The following is a 20,855-nucleotide window of genomic DNA, read 5'->3' as shown; positions in this document are numbered from 1 at the left end:
GACTTGGCTTGAATGGTATTTTTTATAAAAGAGAGCACTATTAAATCGGTGCCTTGGTATTTATGCATTCAGAAAGCACGTAGATAACATAGTTGAGTATTTTAATAATCTGGAAATTCCTCCAGTGACCCTTAATAAACAATATTCTTATCCAAGTCTCCCAGTCTAAGTTAAGTATAAACACGGGTTGGTATGCACTGACACTCACGTTTAGTTTCCGTATACTCTGCACAATAGTTACCAATCGAGAGGTTTCAGGGTCTTAATCAATGGCTAAAATAACTCTCAACTCCCTGGCTAAAATGAAACAGTCAGGACAAAAAATTACCTGCCTTACTGCTTATGACTCCACTTTTGCTAACCTGGTAAGTACCCAGGGAATAGACGTTATCCTTGTGGGGGATTCTTTAGGCATGGTGTGTCAGGGGCAGGATAGCACTGTGCCTGTGACGATGGATGATATGTGCTATCACACTCGCAGTGTTCACAAGAATATTAATGATGCCATGTTGATGGCAGACCTTCCCTTTGCTTCTTATACCACTGATGAACAGGCGCTACAAAACGCTACACGACTGATGCAGTCCGGAGCTGAAATCATCAAGCTTGAAGGAGAAGCATGGCTTGCTCCTGTTGTCACCAGACTTCGTCAGCACGGTATTCCAACCTGTGTCCATATGGGTTTAACACCTCAAAGCGTCAATGTTTTCGGCGGTTATAAGGTGCAGGGACGTGATAGTGATCGGGCGGATGCCATGATTAAGGCAGCCATTGAACTGGAAGCCGCTGGCGTAGCTGTATTACTACTGGAATGTGTGCCTGTTGCGCTGGCCCGGGAGATCACTGCTGCGGTTAGTATCCCTGTCATTGGAATTGGAGCCGGTCCTGATACGGATGGGCAAATTCTGGTGGTATACGACATGCTGGATTTGACGCCGGGCCGCAAACCACGCTTTACCAAAAACTTTATGTCTGAATCCGGAAGTGCTCAAGAGGCTGTCAGCTCTTATGTGGCTGCTGTCAGGGATGGTTTGTTTCCAGCCCGGGAACATTGCTTTGAATAAGCCGGGATAAGCTAAAACAATGAAAATCGTTCATACTATTGCCGATGTGCAAAGCTGCATCAGTGGACAAAAATTCGAGGGCAAACGCATTGGCTTTGTACCCACTATGGGTAATCTCCACGGCGGTCATTTAACCCTGGTAAAAAAAGCACAGGAACTCTGTGACTGTGTCGTGGTTAGCATTTACGTTAACCCTCTTCAGTTCGGCCCTAATGAAGACTATGACTCTTACCCAAGAACGCTGGAACAGGACTGTGCCCTCCTGAAAGAATACAGTGTGGGTATTGTCTATGCTGCCCGTACCCAGGAAATTTACCCTGAAGGCAGTGACAGTCATACTCATATCAGTGTTGATATGCTGGACGGTATGCATTGTGGCAAAAGTCGTCCGGGTTTTTTCAGGGGAATTGCAACGGTTGTCACCAAGCTGTTTAATATTGTTCGTCCGGATGTGGCCGTTTTTGGGGAAAAGGATTTTCAGCAGCTGGCGATCATTCGCAAAATGGTGCGGGATATGTGTATGCCTGTGGATATTGTGGGTGCACCTATTGCCAGAGAAGAAAGCGGTTTGGCAAAGAGTTCTCGAAATGGTTATTTGACTAAGGAAGAGCGAGAGGAGATTGCGCCCTGTATTTTTGAGATTTTGAGTGATGCAAAATCTGTAATACAGGCCGGTGAGCGGGATTATGATCTTATCCGCCGAAATGCTTTTGCAAAACTTGCACAAGCAGGAATAAAACCGGATTATTTCAACATTTCCAATACCCGAACCTTATTGCCAGCCAGCGATAACGATGACCAGCTGGTGATTCTTGCTGCAGGGCATGTGGGGAAAGCCCGGCTTATTGACAATATTCATTTTTCCATCGACGTTTGATAACAATTATCGAGACGAATAATCATTGCCGGGCTTTTGAGTCGCTTTACTCTCAAGTCCTGCTATTGTCTTTGATTGTTATGACTCTGTAGTAGAAACAGGATTTTTCATGCAAAGTATTATGTTAAAAGCCAAGCTGCACAAGGCGTATGTGACACATGCAGTACTGGAATATGAAGGCTCCCTTTCCATTGATGGTCATTTGCTGGATATGGCGGGTCTGCGCGAGTATGAGCAGATTCAGGTCTTTAATGTTGATAATGGTGAGCGCTTTACCACCTATATTATCAGAGGTGAAGAAGGCTCTGGTATTATGTCCGTAAACGGCGCTGCGGCTCATAAGGCCAGCGTTGGTGACCGGATTATTGTTTGTGCTTTTGGTCACTTCTCTGAAGAAGAGATCAAGGATCACAAGCCACGACTGATTTATATGCAGGAAGGCAATACGGTCAGTCATACAGCCAATGCGATCCCTGTGCAGCTGGCATAATTGCACTTTCAGAGAGATATCATTTGCAGCATTTGCAGTAGCGGTATTTCTCTGACTTTCAGACAATAATAAGCTTATTCATTTTGGTATGTATTATGGCATACCTCTGCCAGTTAAAATTGATTAAAGATAATGCAAGGCCTTTTCTTAAAACTGACCTATATCAATAAAAATAAATGATAAATTCCCTATGGTGCTTCTCACATAAATAAAAGTATTTTCCACTAAGCGTCTAAAGGGTAGTACGTGAGTACAAAAACACTAAAAATGCCGGAGAAACGATCCGGTTTTATCAGGTTAGTTGAGCAGGTGGGACATAAGATACCGGATCCGGTGGTGATCTTTATGTTCTTGTTTGCATTAACCGCAGTAGTCTCAGTGCTAATGGGGGGTTACACATTCCAAAGTATTGGCAGTGATGGCGGCACTATTGAGTATTCCATCAAAAATATGATGGCATCGGAGAATGTCCGCTGGATGTTTGATAATGCTATTTTAAAAAACTGGTTGGCCAGCTATTCCCGTGACATCAATTAAATCACTGCAACAGCAAGGCTTACAGTAAATTCCAAATGGAGTGATTTCGCACAAAATAACGTCTACTTTTGATAGGGATACTTTATCAATGGCTGTCTCTCATGGCTTATCCATTCCAAAAAAGTCGTAAGCATCTTTGTGCAAACAGTTTAATTACTACGATTTCTGAAAGTTATGAGCAAATTCCAGATGTCCGACCAAACAAGGATTCCAGAAAAATAACAATACATGATGCCTCCATGTCCGCTTTTGCCATGATGCATCTCAAGTACCCATCGCTCCTCTCGTTTGAGCGTGATAAAACAGAGCAAGAAGTAAGGCATAACCTTGAGCACCTGTATCAGATAAAAAAACGTGCTCCCTGTGATACCAGTATGCGGGAAATCCTGGATCCAATAGATCCCGTAGAGTTCAAAAAGCCTTTTAAGACATTGCTGTCTAACGTCCAAAGGGGCGGATTACTGAAGGCATTCGAATTTCACTGCGGGAACTTGAAAAATCACTACTTGCTCCCGATCGATGGAACTGGGCTATTTTACTCCTGCAATAATAAAAAACCTTGTCAGGAGTGCTGTACTAAAAATAAGGGAAAGGCCAACGAAGCTCACTACCACCAGTTAATGGCAGCATGCATTGCTCACCCGGATCAAAAAACAGTCTTGCCATTGGCACCGGAAGCCATAGTTTGCCAGGACGGTTCGACCAAAAATGACTGTGAAAAAAATGCCATTAAACGGTTGTTTGCCACCATACGAGAGCATCACCCACGTCTAAAGTTCGTTATTCTTCTGGACAGTCTTTATGCTGACAACCCCACTGTCCAACTGATTAAGAGTTATGGCTGGCATTACATCATTGTCGCGAAAGATGGCAACCATGCCTCGCTGGTTGAAGCGATGGATGAGCTGGATAAAGAAGGAAAAGTTCACCGTGCTGAAAAAGTTAATGAAGAGACTGGAATTAAGTGGTGGTTTCGCTATGCCAATGACGTCAGGCTGAACAAGGCAAAATATGCAGAACAGGTTAATGTGCTTGATTTTGTCGAAACCGATAAAAAAGGTAAACAGCATATCTGGTGCTGGGTGACTGATATTCCGCTTAACGAAGAAACCATAGAACCCGTCATGAAAGGAGGGCGCTGCCGATGGCATATTGAGAACCAGACGTTTAACACCCTGAAAAATCAAGGCTACGATCTCGAACATAACTACGGTCACGGTGAGAAGCACTTAGCCACAAATCTGGCCTATCTGACGATGCTTGCTTTTCTCGTAGATCAAATACAGGAACTGTGCTGTCCCCAGTTTCAGGAAGCTTTAAGAACCCGCTCAAAAGGAGTCCGTATAGCATTATGGAAATGGATACAGGGCTATTTTTTGCATTGGCTGATAAAAACGTGGGAGGGGCTTTTTTACACAGTAACTCATGGTATTGAAGAGAAAAGGGTGATTCCATTCGATACATCATAACCGGCCATATCGTAGCTACGTTCAGGGGTGACATTTTTTCTTTAAAGCTCCGCTTTGTTAATTGGCGGCTCAGTTTTGATCGGCTTCATTATTTTTGCTGCCTTATTGTCAATACCAACGATCATCGACGTTCATCATGCGGGAATAGCTGCTGGTTGGCATTCGGTAATGGCGTACTGGGCGTGATACTTTTGGCTGTATTAGGCGTAGGTATTGCAGAGCAGTCTGGATTACTGGATACACTGATCAAAAAAGCAGGAATGAAGGTCAATGATCGCTGGTTACCTTTACTTCTGGTGTTTCTGGGCATTATGTCCAGTATTGCCTCTGATGCAGGCTATCTTATTCTTGTACCTCTGGCAGGTATGCTTTATGCGGGTATTGGTAAAAACCCCATAATAGGCATGGCAGCTGCTTTTGCGGGTGTTTCTGCCGGCTTCAGTGCTAACCTTATTCCAGCCACACCCAGCGACATTATTATTGGTACCAATGCCAAGCTATTTGCTGAAGCTCAGGGCGTGCCTTTTGCCAATGCTGTAGGTGAGCTGCTGACACCGGCTACCATGAACTACTTCTTTATTGCCACATCGGTTATCGTTTTGGGTTCTGTGGGTGCGTTTGTAACCGCAAAGTATGTGGCTCCAAAACTGGAAAATCAAAGCTGGAAAATGCCTGAGGACATGAACCTCAATAACTTTAATATCCAGCCTGAAGAAGAAAGAGGGCTGAAGGCGGCTTTTATTGGCTTAATTATTGCGCTGGCTTCTGTTTATGGTCTTGCCTCAGGTCCTTTGGCTCCTTACACCAATGATGCCGGGGTTACCGTAACACCTTATATGAACAATGTTGTATTGTTGATTGTTATGGTGTTTGCCATGGTGGGTATCTTCTTTGGTGTTGCCGCTGGCCGTTTCAAGTCTGTTACAAACGTGGTGCAGGCGATGGTGAAGCAGATGAATACCATGGGCTATATCCTGGTGTTGACGTTCTTCTCCTATCAGTTCCTGGCGTTGTTGGGGGCTTCAGGCCTGGGTACATACATCACTTATTTGGGAGCTACTTTCCTTCAGTTTCTGGGACTTCACTCTTCTCCAGTCCTGTTACTGGTAGCTTTTGTCATGACCACGGCGGTGATTAATATATTTGTAGGGGGGCTGACTTCCAAGTGGATGCTGTTAGGGCCGATCTTTATCCCCATGCTCTACCAGGTAAACCCTGCCATGACGCCAGACCTTGTCTCGGCAGCATTCCGTGTGGCTGACTCCAGCACTAATATTATCACTCCAATGATGAGTTATGCGGGCGTTATCCTGGCCTTTATGCGCAAGTATAAGCCAGAGATGAGTATTGGTGACCAGATTGCCATTATGATTCCATACTCCATCGCCTTTATGCTGGTATGGACAGCCCTGCTGGTGGCATTCTTTGCTTTTGGTATTCCTCTGGGCTTTTAAATAATCAAAAAAAGACTGCGCTAAAAAGTACAGTCTTTTTTTTATTTTTCAATAATGGTGCTATGCTGGATTAATACAATAAGTGCAATCGACTGATATTTCATATGTGAGCCAGCTGCTGGTACATTCTGTAGCTCTCACACTAAGAAATGGATGTCAGGAATGAGTACACAAACCAGACGATACAAGCAGCTGACCCAAGGGCAACGATACCAGATTGAGGCGCTCCTTGAAAAAGGTCATTTTCAGAATGAGATCGCAGAGGTTGCAGGTATCAGTGAGAGCGCCTTATCCCGTGAGTTGAAACGCAATACTGGCGATAATGGGTATTGTGCTGAATCGGCTCATAACTTGGCTATGCAGCGTAGGAAATCTGCCAAAAAGCACAGCAAAACAGATGAACGACAAATGCCGATCATAGAGAAGGGGCTACTCCTTGGCTGGTCTCCTGAAAACATCAGTTGCAGGATGAAAATTGAGGTGCCTGAGATCGCTCTGAGTCATACCTCTGTATACAGCCGAATTGCTGATAACAAAGCTCAGGGAGGTTCCTTGTATAAAAAGCTGCCCCGCTTTGGGAAACGCCGATGCAAAGGAGGTAAACGCAAGGCAGGCCGTTCTCTTATACCTAATCGGGTCGATATTACCGAACGTCCTGAAGTGGTAGAGCTTCGGTCTCGCTTGGGAGATTGGGAAGGTGATACTGTGTATGGGCAAGACGCTCACTTGGTCACGCTGGTCGACCGAAAGAGCCGCTTTACACTCATTGGCAAAGTGGATACCAAACAGTCTGAAACAGTAGCGGATACAATGATCAGCCTACTGAAACGAGTTTCAACAGTTCACACCATCACCCTGGATAATGGAGGCGAGTTTGCAGCCCATGAAAAGGTATCAGAAGCAGTGAATGCTGACGTATTTTTCGCTAAGCCTTATGCCAGCTACCAACGGGGTACCAACGAAAATACCAATGGCATTATCCGTCGAACCTGGCCTAAAAAAATGGCTCTTGGGGATCTGACAAAAGAAGAGGTTTGGGAAACTGAACTCTTGATTAATACCATGCCAAGAAAAGTTTTAGGGGGGCGAACCCCGCTCGAAGTCTATACTGGGAAGTCGATTGCACTTATTGCTTGAATCCAGCATTACTTTAGCAATGGATAACTATTATTGGAATAAAAATGTATTTTGTGAAACTAGTAGGTGTTTTTTTTATCTAGGCTTCTTTTGTTTGTTTTCTGAAGGTTCAGTGTTTCTGTTAAATGATGTTCGTAGTGGAGTTGTTAAATTTTCTGTTGCTAATGCATATCTTAATGAAGATTTTGAAATTGATATTGTTGATGTTTTTAAAGGGGTGAAAGTCTCATATTGACCACAACTAAACACTGCCACCTTTCTCAGGGAATGGTATGACATTGCTTGTAGCAGCCTTGGTGACTTTCTCGCAATAAGTTGCAGCAAATAACTTCCAGCCATTTTCAAACCAGTGGCTCTGAACTAATGACCGAAGCGTCAATATGCCCTGACCACCCGGATTTCTCCAGCGCATACCTGAGCACTTCATCCGCTGGGTAACCAAGGTTTTACAGGCTGCCTCTACCACACCAGAGCCGATCGGAAGGTTATTCGACAAGTGTTCAGCATAGCGCATACGCTGGCGATTTTTTCTGAAATACTCCAGCTCGGTCTTTAATTTTGAGCGGCGCGGATGCTTTTTATGCTGATAAGCCAGGGCTTTAATAATGCGCTCAACCCCATCAAGTTCCTCTTTGAGGACGTGTCGGTAAGTGACAAACTTTTCTTTGGACTTGATGCTGTTTTCTCCATAAGCCTGGTCAAATGCTTTCTTCAGGTGATCGGCTGCGTGGTAGTAATCAATAACCTCAACACCCGCTGGTAGTTCCCGGGAAAGGTATGACCAGTTGTCCTTGGCGCCATCAGCGACTTTGACCAGTGACAGCTGTGGCTTTTGTCGCAACGCTTCTTGCAATAGTGCTGACAAAGACTGCTTGAGTGTGAGTTTTTTAGTTTCTGGCATTCGTCCTATGCGGACTGTTGATAAACGCTCCCCCTGTTGATCGTAAAACGACAAAGTTCCGCAACTGGCCTCCTTGCAACCTGTTGGCCCTTGAGTCCGTTTGCCTTCAGAAGCGCTCCTGGCTCGCTTTTCTACTCGTTTGCCATCTTTCATGGGCAGCATAACGCCATCCAGGGAGGCGGCTACTGTGACCGCATTGGTGGGCACGTTAAGTTTCTCAATAAGCATCTCTTCAAAAGGCTCACGGTGCTGTTCCCACTGAGTATTAAATTGCCTGGGGAAACGAGCAAGACTGCTTTCTGAGGGAGACATACCTCCCATGAGATCAAGGAGGCTTTTTGCTTCACCGGGAGACATTTGAGCAACAACCCAGGCAGCTTGCTTTGCAGCCCGAGGCGTCCAGAAGCCTTCCACGATCCCGGCTTTCAACTCCATGGGCACGATACACGGCTCTTTGCCGTTACGGTAAAGTGTTCGCATAACCCGGACTGAACCAACCGCTGTCTGGTAGGTTTTATAACTGCGCAACACCTGCTTATAAGTGATCCCGCTGACCTCAATAGCTGGGGTATCAATATCAAGCTCAGCCAGCGCCTCTGCTAAAAAATCTTGCTGAGCTTGATTAAAGAGAGCATTAACGGTCTGCTCAAACTCTTCAAAGTGCCTGATAGGATTGCCAGACTCTCGCAGAGCCTGCAATTGGTGGCCTAACCGTTGAATCGCATCACAAGAAATGGTGGCGGCTTCAGTCCGTAGCTGACATACTTCCATGGGGCGGCCTCTCACTGGCAAGGTGTTGTGTGCTATCAACATCATACCTGTGATTGGCTGCCTTCTGTTTAAGCATTGAAAAAATAGCTGCCTACTACTTTCCCCGGTTGGCAAGCTGAAGAAGCTCGGTCAATTTGAGACTTTCACCCTTTTAAAGGGGTCGGTTTAAAAAATATTTCATGTGAGGAAGCAGAGTATAGTAATGATTTATTACTAATACATACAAATGCTGGTATTGTAATATTCAGAGAAGATGTTAGTGTATATGCGTCATTTACTATGATATCAATGGTTTGGTATTTTGATGATTATTGCCTTGTTCTTGAGTCCTGGAGTTATCGAAATAAAAGAAAATTACCTCCCAAGATTCGTAGGCGGTTGGAAAAAGCTATGGGCTACATTAGAATACTTAATAAATTGCAGGTAAGTCATTATAGTTTTTTAGAAAGTGTGCTTTTTGGAGAATCATATGTCAGAAATTTCCATGAGGATAGAATTATTGAGCATGACTTGGTTCCGGTTATTGAAAGGCTAAGTCATTCGAATGAGTTTGGTAAATTTGAGGCCACTATACTTTACTATGAGTTTTTAATTGATAAGGGGGTCGCTGACAGGCAAAGGGCTTTTTTTAATTTGATGAGTTGCTTTATAGAACATGTTAAGAAAAAGAAAAAAAATGAAAAAAAAGAGTTGTTGAGTTTTCAAGATCTAAGATGCATGTGGGAATTTTCTTATGGTTGTCTGGTTAAAAAATATACGAAAGATGTTTCGTTGAGAGGGGAAGGTTCTGTTCCTGTCTTTATTGAACAGGTCTTGCATGCTTTATTTAACTTTATGATTAACTGTGATTTTCCTAGAGAATATGTTTGTAGGGCATTGGATGGTATTATCTATTATTCTAGTGATGAGGCTAAGGAACAAATTTATCAACTGTTTGACAGGTGGTGGTTAGAATATATTGGCAGTTAGTTAAGGGGGGGGGGGTAGATTTATAACATTCAGAGAATAAAGGCTGGCTCTATTTATCTCTGGGATACTTGTTTTAGCTTAAAAGCCGCTGAAAATAAGCTTGATACCAGTGATCAAAAGACCAGCATATAATATTTTATAAAAGGTTTGCTGATTGATTTTTTTAACAATGTACATGCCTAAAAAAACACTGATAGGACATAGTGGTAATAAAACGGCTGATGTCAGCAGATTATCATTGTTTAATTCGCCCATTTGAGCATAAGCAAACAGTTTAGCCAGATTGATAATGCCAAAAAATATAGCCATAGTGCCGGCCAGTTTTTGTTTATCCAGTCCAAGGGGAAGCATGTAAATGCTCAAGGGAGGCCCTCCGGCATGAATACCAAAGCTGGTAAAGCCCGCAATGATACTCCAGAAGCACCCTGCTACTTTGCCTGGTTTCCTGGTGTTTAGATGCCGGGAACCTAACCATTGATAAAGGCAAAAGAGTAAGTAGGTCATAGTTTGGTTTCAAATAAACTGGATGTTCGGCCAGTACGAGAAATCTACTTCTTGATCTAACGATCAGATAGCTATTGAATGATACATTTACTCTATTATAAAGAGAGTACTGGTCTTTAAATCCCTCTCCCTATGAAGTACGTCACTACAATCACTGATGAAGCTGTTTTATTAACTTTGAAATTCGCCAAACACTACGGACCTCTGAGATGTATAAGGGAAAGAGCCCATAGCCTTTTATTGAGCAATCGTGGCTTTACCCTTGAGCAAATTGCCGAAATACTTGAAATTAGATATCAAACTGCTTCTCAGTGGATTGATGATTGGGAAGAATATGGTATTCGTGCCTTGTACAAGGGGCATGGTGGCGGTAGGCCGTGCATATATGACGAATCCGAAGTGCAACGCATAAAAGAATTAGTGGCTGAAGAGCCTCGTCGCTTATCGTATGTCAAATCCAAGATCGAGGATGAAACCGGTAAATCTTCATCAAAAATTACTCTGGCAAACATTGTAAAAAAGCAGGGCTGGTTTACAAAAGACTCCGTAAATCATGCAAACATAAACGGGACGAAGAGCAATTCCATGACTGTAAAACTGCTCTGAAAGATGCCCAGGAAGCCGAGAGCAAAGGGTTAATCAATTTATTTTATTTTGATGAGTCCGGCTTTACCCAGGAACCTTGTGTGCCATACGGTTGGCAGGAAAAAGGAAAGCAGCTCAGAATACCATCAGTCAAAAGTAAACGCATCAACGTACTGGGGTTTATGAACCGAAGCTGTGAGCTATTTCATTATCCTGTTGTGGGTTCAGTGAATAGCGATACGGTGATTGCGGCCTTTGATGACTTTGCAGAGAAAATGGCAGATGAAAAATACAGCTCAAATGATCGTTACACGGTAGTTATGGTGGATAATGCCAGCATTCACACCAGCAAAAAGTTTTGTGCCAGAATTGATGACTGGATGATTGAAAAGAAATTGCTGGTCTGCTTTCTGCCAACATATTCACCTGAGCTCAACCTGATTGAAATCCTGTGGAGGAAAATAAAGTATGAATGGCTCAACCTCTTGTCAATCAAGAGCTTTGCGGAATTTGAAAAAGAAGTTGAACGGGTGCTTTTTTCATTTGGAGAGGAGTATATGATCTCATTTTCTAATACTGTCCGACTGGATGGTTAAATTATTCGAAAGCAATCTATACACTACTTAGTGCAGTCAAGCCAATCACCATTCGAATCACATTATCAGGTAGTCCACTGAATAATAATGCTCCCAGGATTACACCAGTTAACCCTGGGGTCAGAATCAATTTTACGGTGGGTAAGTGCACATGATTGCGAAACCCCCAGATAGCAAACAAATCCATAACTAGTAGCAGGGGCAGTAAAATGGCGGCAGCCTGCACTGGAGGAATAACCAGTGCCATTAATGGCACAGCAATCATTCCCAAGGCACCTCCCAGTCCGCCTTTACCCAGGCCAGTGATAACCACCGCTGGAATAGCCGCTAGATAAAATAACAGATTTACCGCCATTGTCTTTAAACTTAGTTAGATCGTCATGGTAGGATCTGGTATCACAGATGCTCTCTCTTTTTTGGAGAGCTGGCTCTGGAAGTGCTGTTCCATTTTTTCCAGGCTGACACCCTTGGTTTCAGGAACATAACGGATAACAAACCAAAGTGCAACGAGGGTCATACAAGCATATAGCCAGAAACTGAAGGCTCCGTTGAAGTTTTCATTGAGCCAGGCATTTTTACTGAGCATCGGGAAGGTTTGGGTCACCACAAAGCCAGAGGCCCACTGGCAGGCAACTGCCAAAGCCATGGCACGGGAACGGATTCGGTTGGGGAATATCTCTGAAATCAGAGTCCAGCAACAGCAACCCCAGCTAATGGCAAAAGCAATGACATAGAGAATCAGGCCAATAAGGGCGGTATAGCCTGCTGATTCTGTGTAAATACCCCAGCTGGCCAAAGCAAGGCCAATACCACAGCCCACAGAACCTATTTTTAATAGTGGGACACGACCCAGTTTATCAATCAGATACATGCCGATGGCATTACCCGCCACAAATACGACACCGATCAACGTTGTCTGGAGCATGGCGCTTTCAGTGCTGCCTGCAAGGGGTTTCAGGATGTCAGGAGAGTAGTACATGATAACGTTGATACCAATCACCTGCTGCATACTGGCGATGAGACAGCCGATAATGACAATGGCCCTCAGGCCAGGAGAAAACAGGCTGACTTTACCCTTGTCGTGGTGTTCCTCGAGAGAGGCCTTGATTTCAGCAATCAACCGTTCAGCATGATTGGGATTGGAAATGCGGGAAAGGGTTTTATGGGCATCCTCATCGCGGTTTTTCAGAACACACCAGCGTGGTGATTCAGGAATTAAAAACAGCAGGCTTCCGAGTAGCAGGGCGGGAATAATTTCAGAACCCAGCATATAGCGCCAGCCAAGCTCTGCCAGCCATGCCTCGGACATGCCTTTGGCAATCAGGTAGTTGACGTAGAAAACAACCAGCTGCCCAATAACCACAGACTGTTGATGCATACTGACGGTTCTGCCGCGGTAATCTTTAGGGGTGACTTCAGACATATACATGGGTGAAACCACAGAGGCCAGGCCGACAGCAAGGCCACCGATCATTCGGAAAACAACAAAGGCGGTAAAACTTGCAGCCAGGGCAGAACCTAAAGCGGAGATAAAAAAGAGTAAGGCAGAAAGCATCAATGCTTTTTTTCGGCCAATTGCCATACTGATTCGACCGGCAAACATGCTGCCAATGATGCAGCCAATGACTACGTTGGATACAGCCCAGCCAGTCATTGTTGGCGACAGGGAAAAGTAATCCTGAAGTGGACTAACGGCTCCAGAAATAACTGCAGTGTCATAACCAAATAATAAACCACCAAGGGCGGTGATCATACATATCCGTATTACATAACCGATGTCGTGTTTTCTCTGTTTGTTCATTAGGCATTCCCGTGACAGTTTTTGTTTGCAGATGCCCTCCGGATACTGGATCTACTTGCTGGCTTATTGTTTTTTTCATCTGACTGGTTCTAAAGCCATCAATGAAAAGCAATCGTAAGACCCAACATTTTTGACACAATGTCCGACTTATTAGCACTGCACGGTGCTGTGAATGTCCGATTCTGAACAGATATGATTGAGTTTGATCGGCTTTGCTGTCAGATATGTTGATATCTGTCAATAAAAATCTTTTTTTGGAAAATAAATTTCAATTTCAGTTTGACTGGAAAAATATTTTTTTTATACAAAGGAGCCAGCTGTGAATGATCCGGGAAAATCCCACCTGCCAATTTAAAAAAGTTTACAAAAACAGAGTCTGGAGTGAAAAAAATGAGCAAGGTTCAACTGGCAATCAGCCCACTGACCTGGAGCAATGACGACATGCCTAGCCTGGGAGGGGAAATTCCCCTGGAAAGCTGCCTGGCAGGTATGCAGGCGGCTGGTTTCCAAGGGTCTGAGATGGGGGTGAAATACCCTCGGACTACGGATGAGCTCAAGCCAAAACTGGAGGAGTATGGCTTGGTACTGGCATCTGGCTGGTACAGTCTGGAGCTGTGCAAGCGTTCTGTTGAGGAGGAGATCGAAGCAGTACAGAGCCACCTTGAGCTGATGAGAGGCTGTGGTTGTAAGGCGATGGTTGCCGGTGAAGTGAGTAATACCGTTCACGGTAATATTGAAAAGCCTCTTTCCCAGCGTGTTGTGCTGACTGAGGAGCAGTGGAAAGAGTACGGCGAAAAACTGACCCGGTTTGCAGACTACCTGAAAGAGCAGGGCATTAAGTTAGCTTTCCATCACCATGTGGGCACTGTTTGCGAATCTCCCCGTGATCTGGAAATGTTTATCAAGCACACTGGCCCTTCCGTTGGCCTGACCTTTGATACCGCCCATGTCACTTACGGTGGTGGTGATGCAGCAGAAATGATCCGCCTGGTTGGTGACCGAATTGTTCACTTTCATACCAAGGATGTGCGCTTTGATGTGATGCGTGATGCTCGTGAGAAAGACCTGCCTTTCCTGAAAGCTGTTCTGAATGGGGTGTTCACTGTACCTGGTGATGGAGGTCTGGACTGGGACGAAATTTTCGCAGAGCTGAAGAAATTTGACTACGAAGGCTGGCTAGTGGTGGAAGCTGAGCAGGACCCGGCAGTTGCCCATCCACAGACTTACGCCAACATGGCCCATAAAAACCTGATCACCTATGTAGAAAAAGCGGGTTTGTAAGCCAGTAAAACTTTCCCGGGATGTACCCCCTGCCTGCCGAATGGTTAAAAGGGGGTACTTATACCAGTCACACTTTCTAACCCATTCTATTGTGGTGATTATCTGAACGGAAATTCTGCATTATTCATCATAAGGTTAGAAAATTTGAAAGGTATTAGGGGCTGTTGACGTTTGATCGTGAGCTCAGTGGCTCGTAAAGCGGTTTTCCGCAAGGAGGACTGGTGCAGGCATAGTTGTTCTACGTCAAGCCAGTCCAACGCAGTCGGAAAGCCGCTTTACGAACCACCCGAAGGGCCAAAACCAGCGATTCCGTGCCGTCGTTGCAGTAGCTTGAAAGACGCGAGTACGTGTGACCTTTAGGTTATTCCTGCGCTACTGCGTCTAGCCACGAAACCGCTGGTTTTGGCTGAGCACACGAGCAAACGTCAACAGCCCCTAGCCGGGTCTGTTGAAAAAAAATATTCCGGGAAAACGCGCTGGCTTGCCAGCACTATAAAGAGTTCATTCAGCATGAAACGGATACGCTTAACAACGGCCGAAGCCTTGGCAAAATACCTGATCGCCCAAAAAATAAAAATTGATGGTCAGGTGGAACAATTATTTGGTAACTGCTTTGGTATCTTTGGTCATGGCAACGTTACTTGCTTTGCCCAGCAGCTGAAATTTATCGAAGAGAGAATTCCTACCTGGCGAGGCCAGAACGAACAATCTATGGCCATGGCAGCAGTAGCCTATGCCAAAGCCAACAAACGTCAGCGCATTGGTATTGCAACCACATCCATTGGCCCCGGTGCTGCCAATATGGTGACGGCTGCCGGTGTTGCCCATGCCAACCGTTTACCGTTGTTGATGATCTCTGGAGATACCTATGCCAGTCGTCTGCCAGATCCCGTACTTCAGCAAACCGAGCACTTCCACAACCCAACCATCAGCACCAACGATGCCTTTAAGGCTGTAACCCGTTATTGGGATCGGATCATGCATCCTGAGCAGCTGATTCACAGCCTTCCCCATGCCATTGATACCATGCTCGATCCGGCTTGCTGTGGTCCTGCATTTTTAGGGGTTCCCCAGGATGTCTGGGGATACACCTTTGAGTTTCCCGAATGCTTCTTTGAAGAAAAAATTCACAGGATACGGCGCCCGGTGCCTGAGCAGGTGATGTTGGAGCAGGCGGCAGAGCTAATTAAAAAGGCGAAGAAACCACTGATTATCAGTGGCGGGGGTATTCATTACTCTGAAGCCGCTGAAGAACTGAAAAAATTTGCTGAAAAACACAATATGCCTGTGGTAGAGACCATCGCAGGGCGAGCCACCATGTTACAGGATAATCCCCTGAACTGTGGCCCTATTGGTGTTACCGGTTCTGATTCTGCTAACTATATGGCGGCCCATGCTGACCTGGTGTTGGCTGTGGGCACCCGGTTGCAAGATTTTACCACTGGCTCCTGGTCTGTGTTTCGCAATGAAGCATTAAAAATCGTCAGTATAAATGTAGCGAATTTTGATGCCATCAAGCACCGTTCTGTACCTGTTATTGGTGATGCCAAAGTTACCCTGCCGATGCTCAGCAATGAATTAAAAGATATCCGGTTCTCTAAGGAATGGTCAGGGCAAGGTGTTGTAGTTACTGATAAATGGAAGGCTGTGGTCAGGCAGCGTATTACTCCAGTGGAAGGCGAGATGGCTTCCTATGCCCAGGTGGTTGGTGCAGTAAATCGTTTGTCCGAACCCGGTGATACCGTTGTAACGGCAGCCGGTGGCTTGCCCGCGGAGCTGGCCATGAACTGGCAAAGTCACCAGATTGGCAAGTTTGATATTGAGTTTGGTTATTCCTGCATGGGCTATGAAATTGCTGGTGGCTGGGGAGCCAGGATGGCCAACCCGGATCATGACGTTGTGGTGCTGGTAGGTGATGGCTCATATATGTTAATGAACTCGGATATCTATAGTTCGGTAATGACAGGCCACAAAATGATTGTGGTGGTTTGTGATAATGCAGGTTTCGCTGTAATCAACAAGCTGCAAAATAATACCGGTAATAAATCGTTTAATAATCTACTGAAAGACTGTCGTCGTAACTCTCCGGAATTGGCCCGGGTTGACTTTGCAAAGCATGCTGAAGCCCAGGGTGCAATGGCGCTTAAAATTAATGGTATGCATGAGTTTGATAAAGCCTTTGCCAAAGCCAAAGCTTCTGATCGTACAGCCGTAATTGTTGTGGATATTGATCCTGACGCCTGGTCTGAATGTGATTGCTGGTGGGAAGTGGGTCTGCCCAAAGTTACCCGTGATGAGAATACCGCCAAAGCCATTGCCGATTGGGAAGAAAGCCGTAAATACCAGCGCCCCGGGGTTTAATAGCTAAGCATTAAAAATTATATGCCGTTTGTTTGGTGGGGAAGCCAGACAAACAACAAACATTATAACCAGATAAGTGAGTGAAACATGATCCGCAAAAATAACCTTAAGAAAGCGTTGCGCTGGGGTATGGTTGGTGGTGGCAAGGGAAGCCAGATTGGTGACTCCCATCGTGATGCAGCTGCCCGTGACCGCAACTTTGAGTTGGTAGCAGGTGCTTTTGATATCAATGCTGAAAGAGGCAAGGTTTTTGGTGTTGAAGAGCTAGGGCTGAAAGAAGAGCGTTGCTACGCTGATTATAAGGAGATGTTTGCCAGGGAAGCTCAGCGGGTTGATGGTATCCAGGCGGTTTCTATCGCCACACCAAACAGCACCCACTATGTTATTGCCAAACTCGCACTTGAACACGATCTGCATGTTATTTGTGAAAAGCCATTAAGCTTTACCTCTGCTGAATCTGAAGAACTAAAGGCTATTGCTGAAAAGCGTAACCGTGTATTTGGTGTGATGTATGGTTATACCGGTTATCCCACCATTGCCCAGGCGTGTGAGATGGTGAAGCGCGGTGACCTTGGCAAGATTCGTATCGTACATATGCAGTTTGCCCATGGTTACCATGCCGAGGACGTTGAAAAGAACGATCCGGCCCTGGCCTGGCGAGTGACTCCTGAAGCCTCTGGTCCCTCCTATATTCTGGGTGATGTGGGCACCCATTGCCTGCAAATGGGGCAACTGATCAGTGGCCTGGAAATGGAAAGTCTGTCCTGCATGCGAAAGAGCTTTGTTGAAAGCCGCCAGCTGGAAGACGATGCCCATGTGATGATCAAGTATAAAAATGGTGCCGTTGGTACATTGTGGGCTTCTGGTGTGGCTATCGGCAACACCCACTCTTTCAAGGTTGAGGTTATTGGTGAGAAAGGCACCCTGAGGTGGTGGGATGAGCACCCTAACCAGATTGAATATGCGCCTCTGGGTGGGCAGTTCCGTCTCCTGGATCGTGGTATGGGTTATCTGTACGACGTTGCTCGTTTTGAACGTGTGGGTGGTGGTCATCCGGAAGGTTACTTTGATTCCTGGGCCAACCTGTATCGCAATTTTGCACTGGCTATGGATGCTGCGAATCGCGATGCTCAGCAAGAGCTGGCAGAAATCTGGTATCCCGGCGTTGATGATGGCATTGAAGGCGTTCGCTTTGTCGAGCGTTGCGTAGAGTCTGCCAAAAAAGACAGTGCATGGGTGACCTTATGAGCCTGATTCAATTTCGGCAAGACCGCCCCCTTGATGTTATCACCCTGGGACGGGCCGGAGTTGATTTGTACGCGCTGGAAGCCGGAGTGGACATGATTGATGTCTCCGGCTTCAAAAAGTCCGTCGGCGGTTCGCCGGCGAACATTGCGGTGGCGATTGCCCGACAGGGCGGTCGTGCCGGCTTGATTAGCTGTGTATCCAATGATTCTCTTGGCCGTTTTGTTTGTCACCATCTGGAATCCTATGGTATCGACCTCAAGGGCATAAAGGTTGATGATTCTGGCTCAAGAACCAGCCTGGCAGTCACTGAGCTAAAGCCATCGGGTTGTGAGGTTATTATCTACCGGAATAATGCCGCAGACCTTACCCTGAGGCCGGATCAGATAAGTGAGGAGTATATTGCCAGTGCCAAGGTGTTGCTGGTAACCGGTACTGCCTTATCAGCCAGTCCATCCCGGGAGGCTACCTTTACTGCCATTGAGTTTGCCCGAAAGCAAAAGACAGTGGTGGTACTGGATCTTGACTATCGCGCCTACTCCTGGAAGTCAGCGGCTGAATCAGCCGCCTATTATCGAATGGCTGCCCAGCAGTCTGACATTCTGATTGGTAATCGGGAAGAGTTTGATGTATTGGAATATCTGATTGACCCCCACAATACCTGTGATGACAAGACTGCCGAACGTTTTTTAACGGGAAAGACGAAAATTATCTTATTAAAGGCAGGTGAGCAGGGTTCAAAAGTTTATTGCCGTGATGGTCATTGTTTTGAACAAGGTATCTTCCCTGTGGAGGTAATGAAGCCCTTCGGGTCGGGGGATTCTTATGCCGGAACCGCCATTCTGGCAATGATCAGCGGTGCAAGCCTTGAGCAGGCTGTAAAAATGGGTTCTGCTGCGGCAGCTATTAACGTATCAAAAGACTCCTGTACTGAGGCCATGCCTACCAGTGATGAGCTGGCTGCATTTATCGCTGAACGTGAAGAATAGCCGCTGAATTTTAAGCATCACTATTTTTAAAGACTCCGGGGAAAGGGTAATGGGAAAACATATCGAACCTTTTGATAATCGCAACGAAGCGATTATTACTGAAAATGATGACACAACACCGCTGTGTTATTTCAATAATGTGAAGTTGAAAAAAGGGGGGACTCATCACTATCGACTGGCCAATTATGAAACTGCCGTTGTATTAGCCGGTGGCACTTGTCGCATCACAGTGGATGGAGAGGTGTTTGGCCCTATTGGTCAGCGTCCAACCATCTGGGATGGCCATCCGTCCTCTGTTTATGTACCCATTGATAGTGATGTACAGATCGAATGCCTGAGCGATGATGCGGAGGTTATGATTGCTGGTGGCAAGTATGAAGAAAAACTGAAGCCGTTTTCAGTTTTGCCAGAAGATGTTCAGGTTGTGCAGTACGGCAGCGATGAAACCAAGACTCACCGTAAAATCAAGCATATTTTAGGGCAGGGCAATGCCAACAAACGTGGCCGTTTGCTGGTCAGCGAACTGTTTACCGTAGGTGAAGGGGGCTGGTCAGGATTCCCGACCCATAAGCATGATGAAGACCGTGAGGGAATAGAAACCCGTTACGAAGAAGTTTATCAATTCCATTTTGATCCTCCCCAGGGATTTGGAGCCCAGTTCCTGTATACCGAGGAAGAGAAATGCGGCCCCTGCCATATGGTAAAAGATGGCAGTGTCATTGCCATTGATAAGGGTTATCACCCCAGCGTGGTGGCGCCCGGTTACCGTATGTACTACTTCACTATTATTGTGGGTGAGACGTCCAAGTCACTGATTCAGTATTTTGAACCTGCCCATGCTGATCAGGTGAATACTATTCCTGGTATCAAGGATATGATCGCCAAGTTTAAGTAATACAGGTATTCACTCAACGATTAACTGCACAAATTAAGGAATTTAAAACAATGTTAGTCAGTCTCAGGGAGTTGTTGCCGGAAGCTGCCAGAGCCGATTATGCAGTCCCCTGCTTTAATGTATTTGGCTATGAAGATGCCAGGGCTGTGGTCAGTGCCGCAGAAAAGTTTGGTCGTCCAGTGATTATTGCAGCCAATAAAACCCTGGTGGAGTTTATGGGGATAGAGAATGCTGCTTCAATGCTAAGTTTGCTGGCGAAGGAAGCCTCTGTTCCGGTTTGTACACACCTGGACCATACCTATGAAGAGAGTGTCGTTTATCAGGGCATACATTACGGATTTAGTTCTGTGATGTTTGATGGCTCCCAGCTGGCACTGGAGGAGAATATTCGCAGAACCCGTCAGGTGGTTGAGGTTGCTCACGCCTGTGGTGTTTCTGTAGAAGGGGAAATCGGCTCTGTTCCTTACGATGATATTCGCCCCCATATCAAAACTATCACTACATCGCCGGATGATGCGGTCCGGTTTGCCCATGAAAGCGGGGTTGATGCGGTAGCGGTTTCTGTGGGCAATATCCACCGACTAAAAGAGCCGACAGCGACGATTGACCATAACCAGTTGGAAAAGATTGCAGCTAAGGTTGATACGCCACTGGTAATCCATGGTACCAGCGGGATTCGTGAGCATGACTTGCTGCGCCTGCGCAAGGGGCCTGTGGCGAAATTCAATATTGGGACAATCCTGCGTATGGCTTTTGGTTACAAGTTGCAGGAAGTTGTCCGTAATAATCCCGAGCAATTTGACCGGTTATTCCTTATGGAGGCTGTTATGCCCACCGTGGAAGAGGTGACCCTTGACCAACTCAAACTGTTTTATGGAGTTGACATAGCTCACTAAGGGTATAAATTCGCCGCTCACCCAAATAACAAG

At 45.7% G+C, this 20,855-nt stretch carries 21 protein-coding genes; 17 read left to right on the top strand and 4 right to left on the bottom strand.

Going from position 1 to position 20,855, the window contains the following annotated elements:
* The first annotated feature begins 269 nt into the window (after window positions 1–269).
* From panB to MJ595_RS02360, 8 genes are all read left to right on the top strand, one after another.
* A complete protein-coding gene (gene panB, locus MJ595_RS02395) occupies window positions 270–1,064 on the top strand; it encodes a 3-methyl-2-oxobutanoate hydroxymethyltransferase (protein ID WP_263080916.1) in 795 nt (264 codons plus the stop codon).
* 19 nt (window positions 1,065–1,083) lie between these two features.
* Window positions 1,084–1,941: a pantoate--beta-alanine ligase gene (gene panC / locus MJ595_RS02390; RefSeq protein WP_263080915.1), complete on the top strand. Its 858-nt coding sequence runs from the start codon at window positions 1,084–1,086 to the stop codon at window positions 1,939–1,941.
* 109 nt (window positions 1,942–2,050) lie between these two features.
* Window positions 2,051–2,431, top strand: coding sequence for an aspartate 1-decarboxylase (locus tag MJ595_RS02385; protein ID WP_263080914.1), 381 nt, complete (start codon window positions 2,051–2,053; stop codon window positions 2,429–2,431).
* A gap of 246 nt (window positions 2,432–2,677) precedes the next feature.
* Window positions 2,678–2,968 (top strand): AbgT family transporter, encoded by a 291-nt coding sequence (locus MJ595_RS02380; protein WP_263080913.1) that lies wholly within the window; start codon window positions 2,678–2,680, stop codon window positions 2,966–2,968.
* Window positions 2,969–3,069: 101 nt separating this feature from the next.
* On the top strand, window positions 3,070–4,437 hold the full coding sequence (locus tag MJ595_RS02375) for a transposase (RefSeq protein WP_263078002.1): 1,368 nt from the start codon (window positions 3,070–3,072) through the stop codon (window positions 4,435–4,437).
* Between the two features lie 155 nt (window positions 4,438–4,592).
* Window positions 4,593–5,891 (top strand): AbgT family transporter, encoded by a 1,299-nt coding sequence (locus MJ595_RS02370; RefSeq protein WP_263080912.1) that lies wholly within the window; start codon window positions 4,593–4,595, stop codon window positions 5,889–5,891.
* Window positions 5,892–6,053: 162 nt separating this feature from the next.
* On the top strand, window positions 6,054–7,028 hold the full coding sequence (locus MJ595_RS02365) for an IS30 family transposase (protein ID WP_263080911.1): 975 nt from the start codon (window positions 6,054–6,056) through the stop codon (window positions 7,026–7,028).
* Window positions 7,021–7,263: a hypothetical protein gene (locus MJ595_RS02360; RefSeq protein WP_263080910.1), complete on the top strand. Its 243-nt coding sequence runs from the start codon at window positions 7,021–7,023 to the stop codon at window positions 7,261–7,263. Before MJ595_RS02365 ends, MJ595_RS02360 begins: the two co-directional genes overlap by 8 nt.
* A 6-nt stretch (window positions 7,264–7,269) precedes the next feature.
* Here the strand turns inward: MJ595_RS02360 and MJ595_RS02355 are convergent, their stop codons facing one another.
* Window positions 7,270–8,745, bottom strand: coding sequence for a hypothetical protein (locus MJ595_RS02355; protein WP_263078329.1), 1,476 nt, complete (start codon window positions 8,743–8,745; stop codon window positions 7,270–7,272).
* A 234-nt stretch (window positions 8,746–8,979) separates the two neighbouring features.
* Here MJ595_RS02355 and MJ595_RS02350 point away from each other — a divergent pair, with 234 nt between their 5' ends.
* Entirely contained in the window at window positions 8,980–9,669 is a 690-nt protein-coding gene (locus tag MJ595_RS02350; RefSeq protein ID WP_263080909.1) for a hypothetical protein, read from the top strand.
* A 78-nt stretch (window positions 9,670–9,747) separates the two neighbouring features.
* On the opposite strand, the gene MJ595_RS02345 is transcribed toward MJ595_RS02350, so the two are convergent.
* Entirely contained in the window at window positions 9,748–10,173 is a 426-nt protein-coding gene (locus tag MJ595_RS02345; RefSeq protein WP_263080908.1) for a sulfite exporter TauE/SafE family protein, read from the bottom strand.
* A gap of 132 nt (window positions 10,174–10,305) precedes the next feature.
* Here MJ595_RS02345 and MJ595_RS02340 point away from each other — a divergent pair, with 132 nt between their 5' ends.
* Window positions 10,306–10,779: a helix-turn-helix domain-containing protein gene (locus MJ595_RS02340; RefSeq protein ID WP_263078037.1), complete on the top strand. Its 474-nt coding sequence runs from the start codon at window positions 10,306–10,308 to the stop codon at window positions 10,777–10,779.
* Window positions 10,701–11,354: an IS630 family transposase gene (locus tag MJ595_RS02335; protein ID WP_263322427.1), complete on the top strand. Its 654-nt coding sequence runs from the start codon at window positions 10,701–10,703 to the stop codon at window positions 11,352–11,354. Before MJ595_RS02340 ends, MJ595_RS02335 begins: the two co-directional genes overlap by 79 nt.
* A 16-nt stretch (window positions 11,355–11,370) precedes the next feature.
* Here the strand turns inward: MJ595_RS02335 and MJ595_RS02330 are convergent, their stop codons facing one another.
* Window positions 11,371–11,709 carry a TSUP family transporter gene (locus MJ595_RS02330; protein ID WP_263080907.1) on the bottom strand — a complete coding sequence of 113 codons (339 nt, stop codon included), beginning with the start codon at window positions 11,707–11,709 and terminating at the stop codon, window positions 11,371–11,373.
* Between the two features lie 15 nt (window positions 11,710–11,724).
* Window positions 11,725–13,173: a sugar porter family MFS transporter gene (locus MJ595_RS02325; protein ID WP_263322442.1), complete on the bottom strand. Its 1,449-nt coding sequence runs from the start codon at window positions 13,171–13,173 to the stop codon at window positions 11,725–11,727.
* A gap of 372 nt (window positions 13,174–13,545) precedes the next feature.
* On the opposite strand from MJ595_RS02325, the gene iolE reads away from it, so the two are divergent.
* The 6 genes from iolE (at window position 13,546) to MJ595_RS02295 (ending at window position 20,822) form a co-directional block, all read left to right on the top strand.
* Window positions 13,546–14,436: a myo-inosose-2 dehydratase gene (gene iolE / locus MJ595_RS02320; RefSeq protein ID WP_263080906.1), complete on the top strand. Its 891-nt coding sequence runs from the start codon at window positions 13,546–13,548 to the stop codon at window positions 14,434–14,436.
* 510 nt (window positions 14,437–14,946) lie between these two features.
* Window positions 14,947–16,797: a 3D-(3,5/4)-trihydroxycyclohexane-1,2-dione acylhydrolase (decyclizing) gene (gene iolD, locus MJ595_RS02315; RefSeq protein WP_263080905.1), complete on the top strand. Its 1,851-nt coding sequence runs from the start codon at window positions 14,947–14,949 to the stop codon at window positions 16,795–16,797.
* A gap of 87 nt (window positions 16,798–16,884) precedes the next feature.
* Complete coding sequence (locus MJ595_RS02310; RefSeq protein WP_263080904.1) at window positions 16,885–18,045, top strand: Gfo/Idh/MocA family oxidoreductase; 1,161 nt, start codon at window positions 16,885–16,887, stop codon at window positions 18,043–18,045.
* On the top strand, window positions 18,042–19,031 hold the full coding sequence (gene iolC, locus MJ595_RS02305) for a 5-dehydro-2-deoxygluconokinase (RefSeq protein WP_263080903.1): 990 nt from the start codon (window positions 18,042–18,044) through the stop codon (window positions 19,029–19,031). The genes MJ595_RS02310 and iolC overlap by 4 nt, the downstream gene beginning before the upstream one ends.
* A 49-nt stretch (window positions 19,032–19,080) precedes the next feature.
* On the top strand, window positions 19,081–19,926 hold the full coding sequence (locus MJ595_RS02300; protein ID WP_263080902.1) for a 5-deoxy-glucuronate isomerase: 846 nt from the start codon (window positions 19,081–19,083) through the stop codon (window positions 19,924–19,926).
* Window positions 19,927–19,976: 50 nt separating this feature from the next.
* Window positions 19,977–20,822, top strand: coding sequence for a class II fructose-bisphosphate aldolase family protein (locus MJ595_RS02295; RefSeq protein ID WP_263080900.1), 846 nt, complete (start codon window positions 19,977–19,979; stop codon window positions 20,820–20,822).
* The last annotated feature ends 33 nt before the right edge of the window (window positions 20,823–20,855 follow it).

This window comes from Endozoicomonas sp. Mp262 (assembly GCF_025643335.1).
In the GTDB taxonomy this organism is placed as follows: Bacteria; Pseudomonadota; Gammaproteobacteria; order Pseudomonadales; family Endozoicomonadaceae; genus Endonucleibacter.
This window is presented reverse-complemented; position numbering and strand designations above follow the sequence as displayed.

Bases quoted from the DNA above. Each gene is read 5' to 3' on its own strand.
- panB (WP_263080916.1), top strand. From the start codon at position 270: ATGGCTAAAATAACTCTCAACTCCCTGGCTAAAATGAAACAGTCAGGA.
- panC (WP_263080915.1), top strand. From the start codon at position 1,084: ATGAAAATCGTTCATACTATTGCCGATGTGCAAAGCTGCATCAGTGGA.
- MJ595_RS02385 (WP_263080914.1), top strand. From the start codon at position 2,051: ATGCAAAGTATTATGTTAAAAGCCAAGCTGCACAAGGCGTATGTGACA.
- MJ595_RS02375 (WP_263078002.1), top strand. From the start codon at position 3,070: ATGGCTTATCCATTCCAAAAAAGTCGTAAGCATCTTTGTGCAAACAGT.
- MJ595_RS02365 (WP_263080911.1), top strand. From the start codon at position 6,054: ATGAGTACACAAACCAGACGATACAAGCAGCTGACCCAAGGGCAACGA.
- MJ595_RS02355 (WP_263078329.1), bottom strand. From the start codon at position 8,745: ATGATGTTGATAGCACACAACACCTTGCCAGTGAGAGGCCGCCCCATG.
- MJ595_RS02350 (WP_263080909.1), top strand. From the start codon at position 8,980: ATGATATCAATGGTTTGGTATTTTGATGATTATTGCCTTGTTCTTGAG.
- MJ595_RS02345 (WP_263080908.1), bottom strand. From the start codon at position 10,173: ATGACCTACTTACTCTTTTGCCTTTATCAATGGTTAGGTTCCCGGCAT.
- MJ595_RS02340 (WP_263078037.1), top strand. From the start codon at position 10,306: ATGAAGTACGTCACTACAATCACTGATGAAGCTGTTTTATTAACTTTG.
- MJ595_RS02330 (WP_263080907.1), bottom strand. From the start codon at position 11,709: ATGGCGGTAAATCTGTTATTTTATCTAGCGGCTATTCCAGCGGTGGTT.
- iolE (WP_263080906.1), top strand. From the start codon at position 13,546: ATGAGCAAGGTTCAACTGGCAATCAGCCCACTGACCTGGAGCAATGAC.
- iolD (WP_263080905.1), top strand. From the start codon at position 14,947: ATGAAACGGATACGCTTAACAACGGCCGAAGCCTTGGCAAAATACCTG.
- MJ595_RS02310 (WP_263080904.1), top strand. From the start codon at position 16,885: ATGATCCGCAAAAATAACCTTAAGAAAGCGTTGCGCTGGGGTATGGTT.
- iolC (WP_263080903.1), top strand. From the start codon at position 18,042: ATGAGCCTGATTCAATTTCGGCAAGACCGCCCCCTTGATGTTATCACC.
- MJ595_RS02300 (WP_263080902.1), top strand. From the start codon at position 19,081: ATGGGAAAACATATCGAACCTTTTGATAATCGCAACGAAGCGATTATT.
- MJ595_RS02295 (WP_263080900.1), top strand. From the start codon at position 19,977: ATGTTAGTCAGTCTCAGGGAGTTGTTGCCGGAAGCTGCCAGAGCCGAT.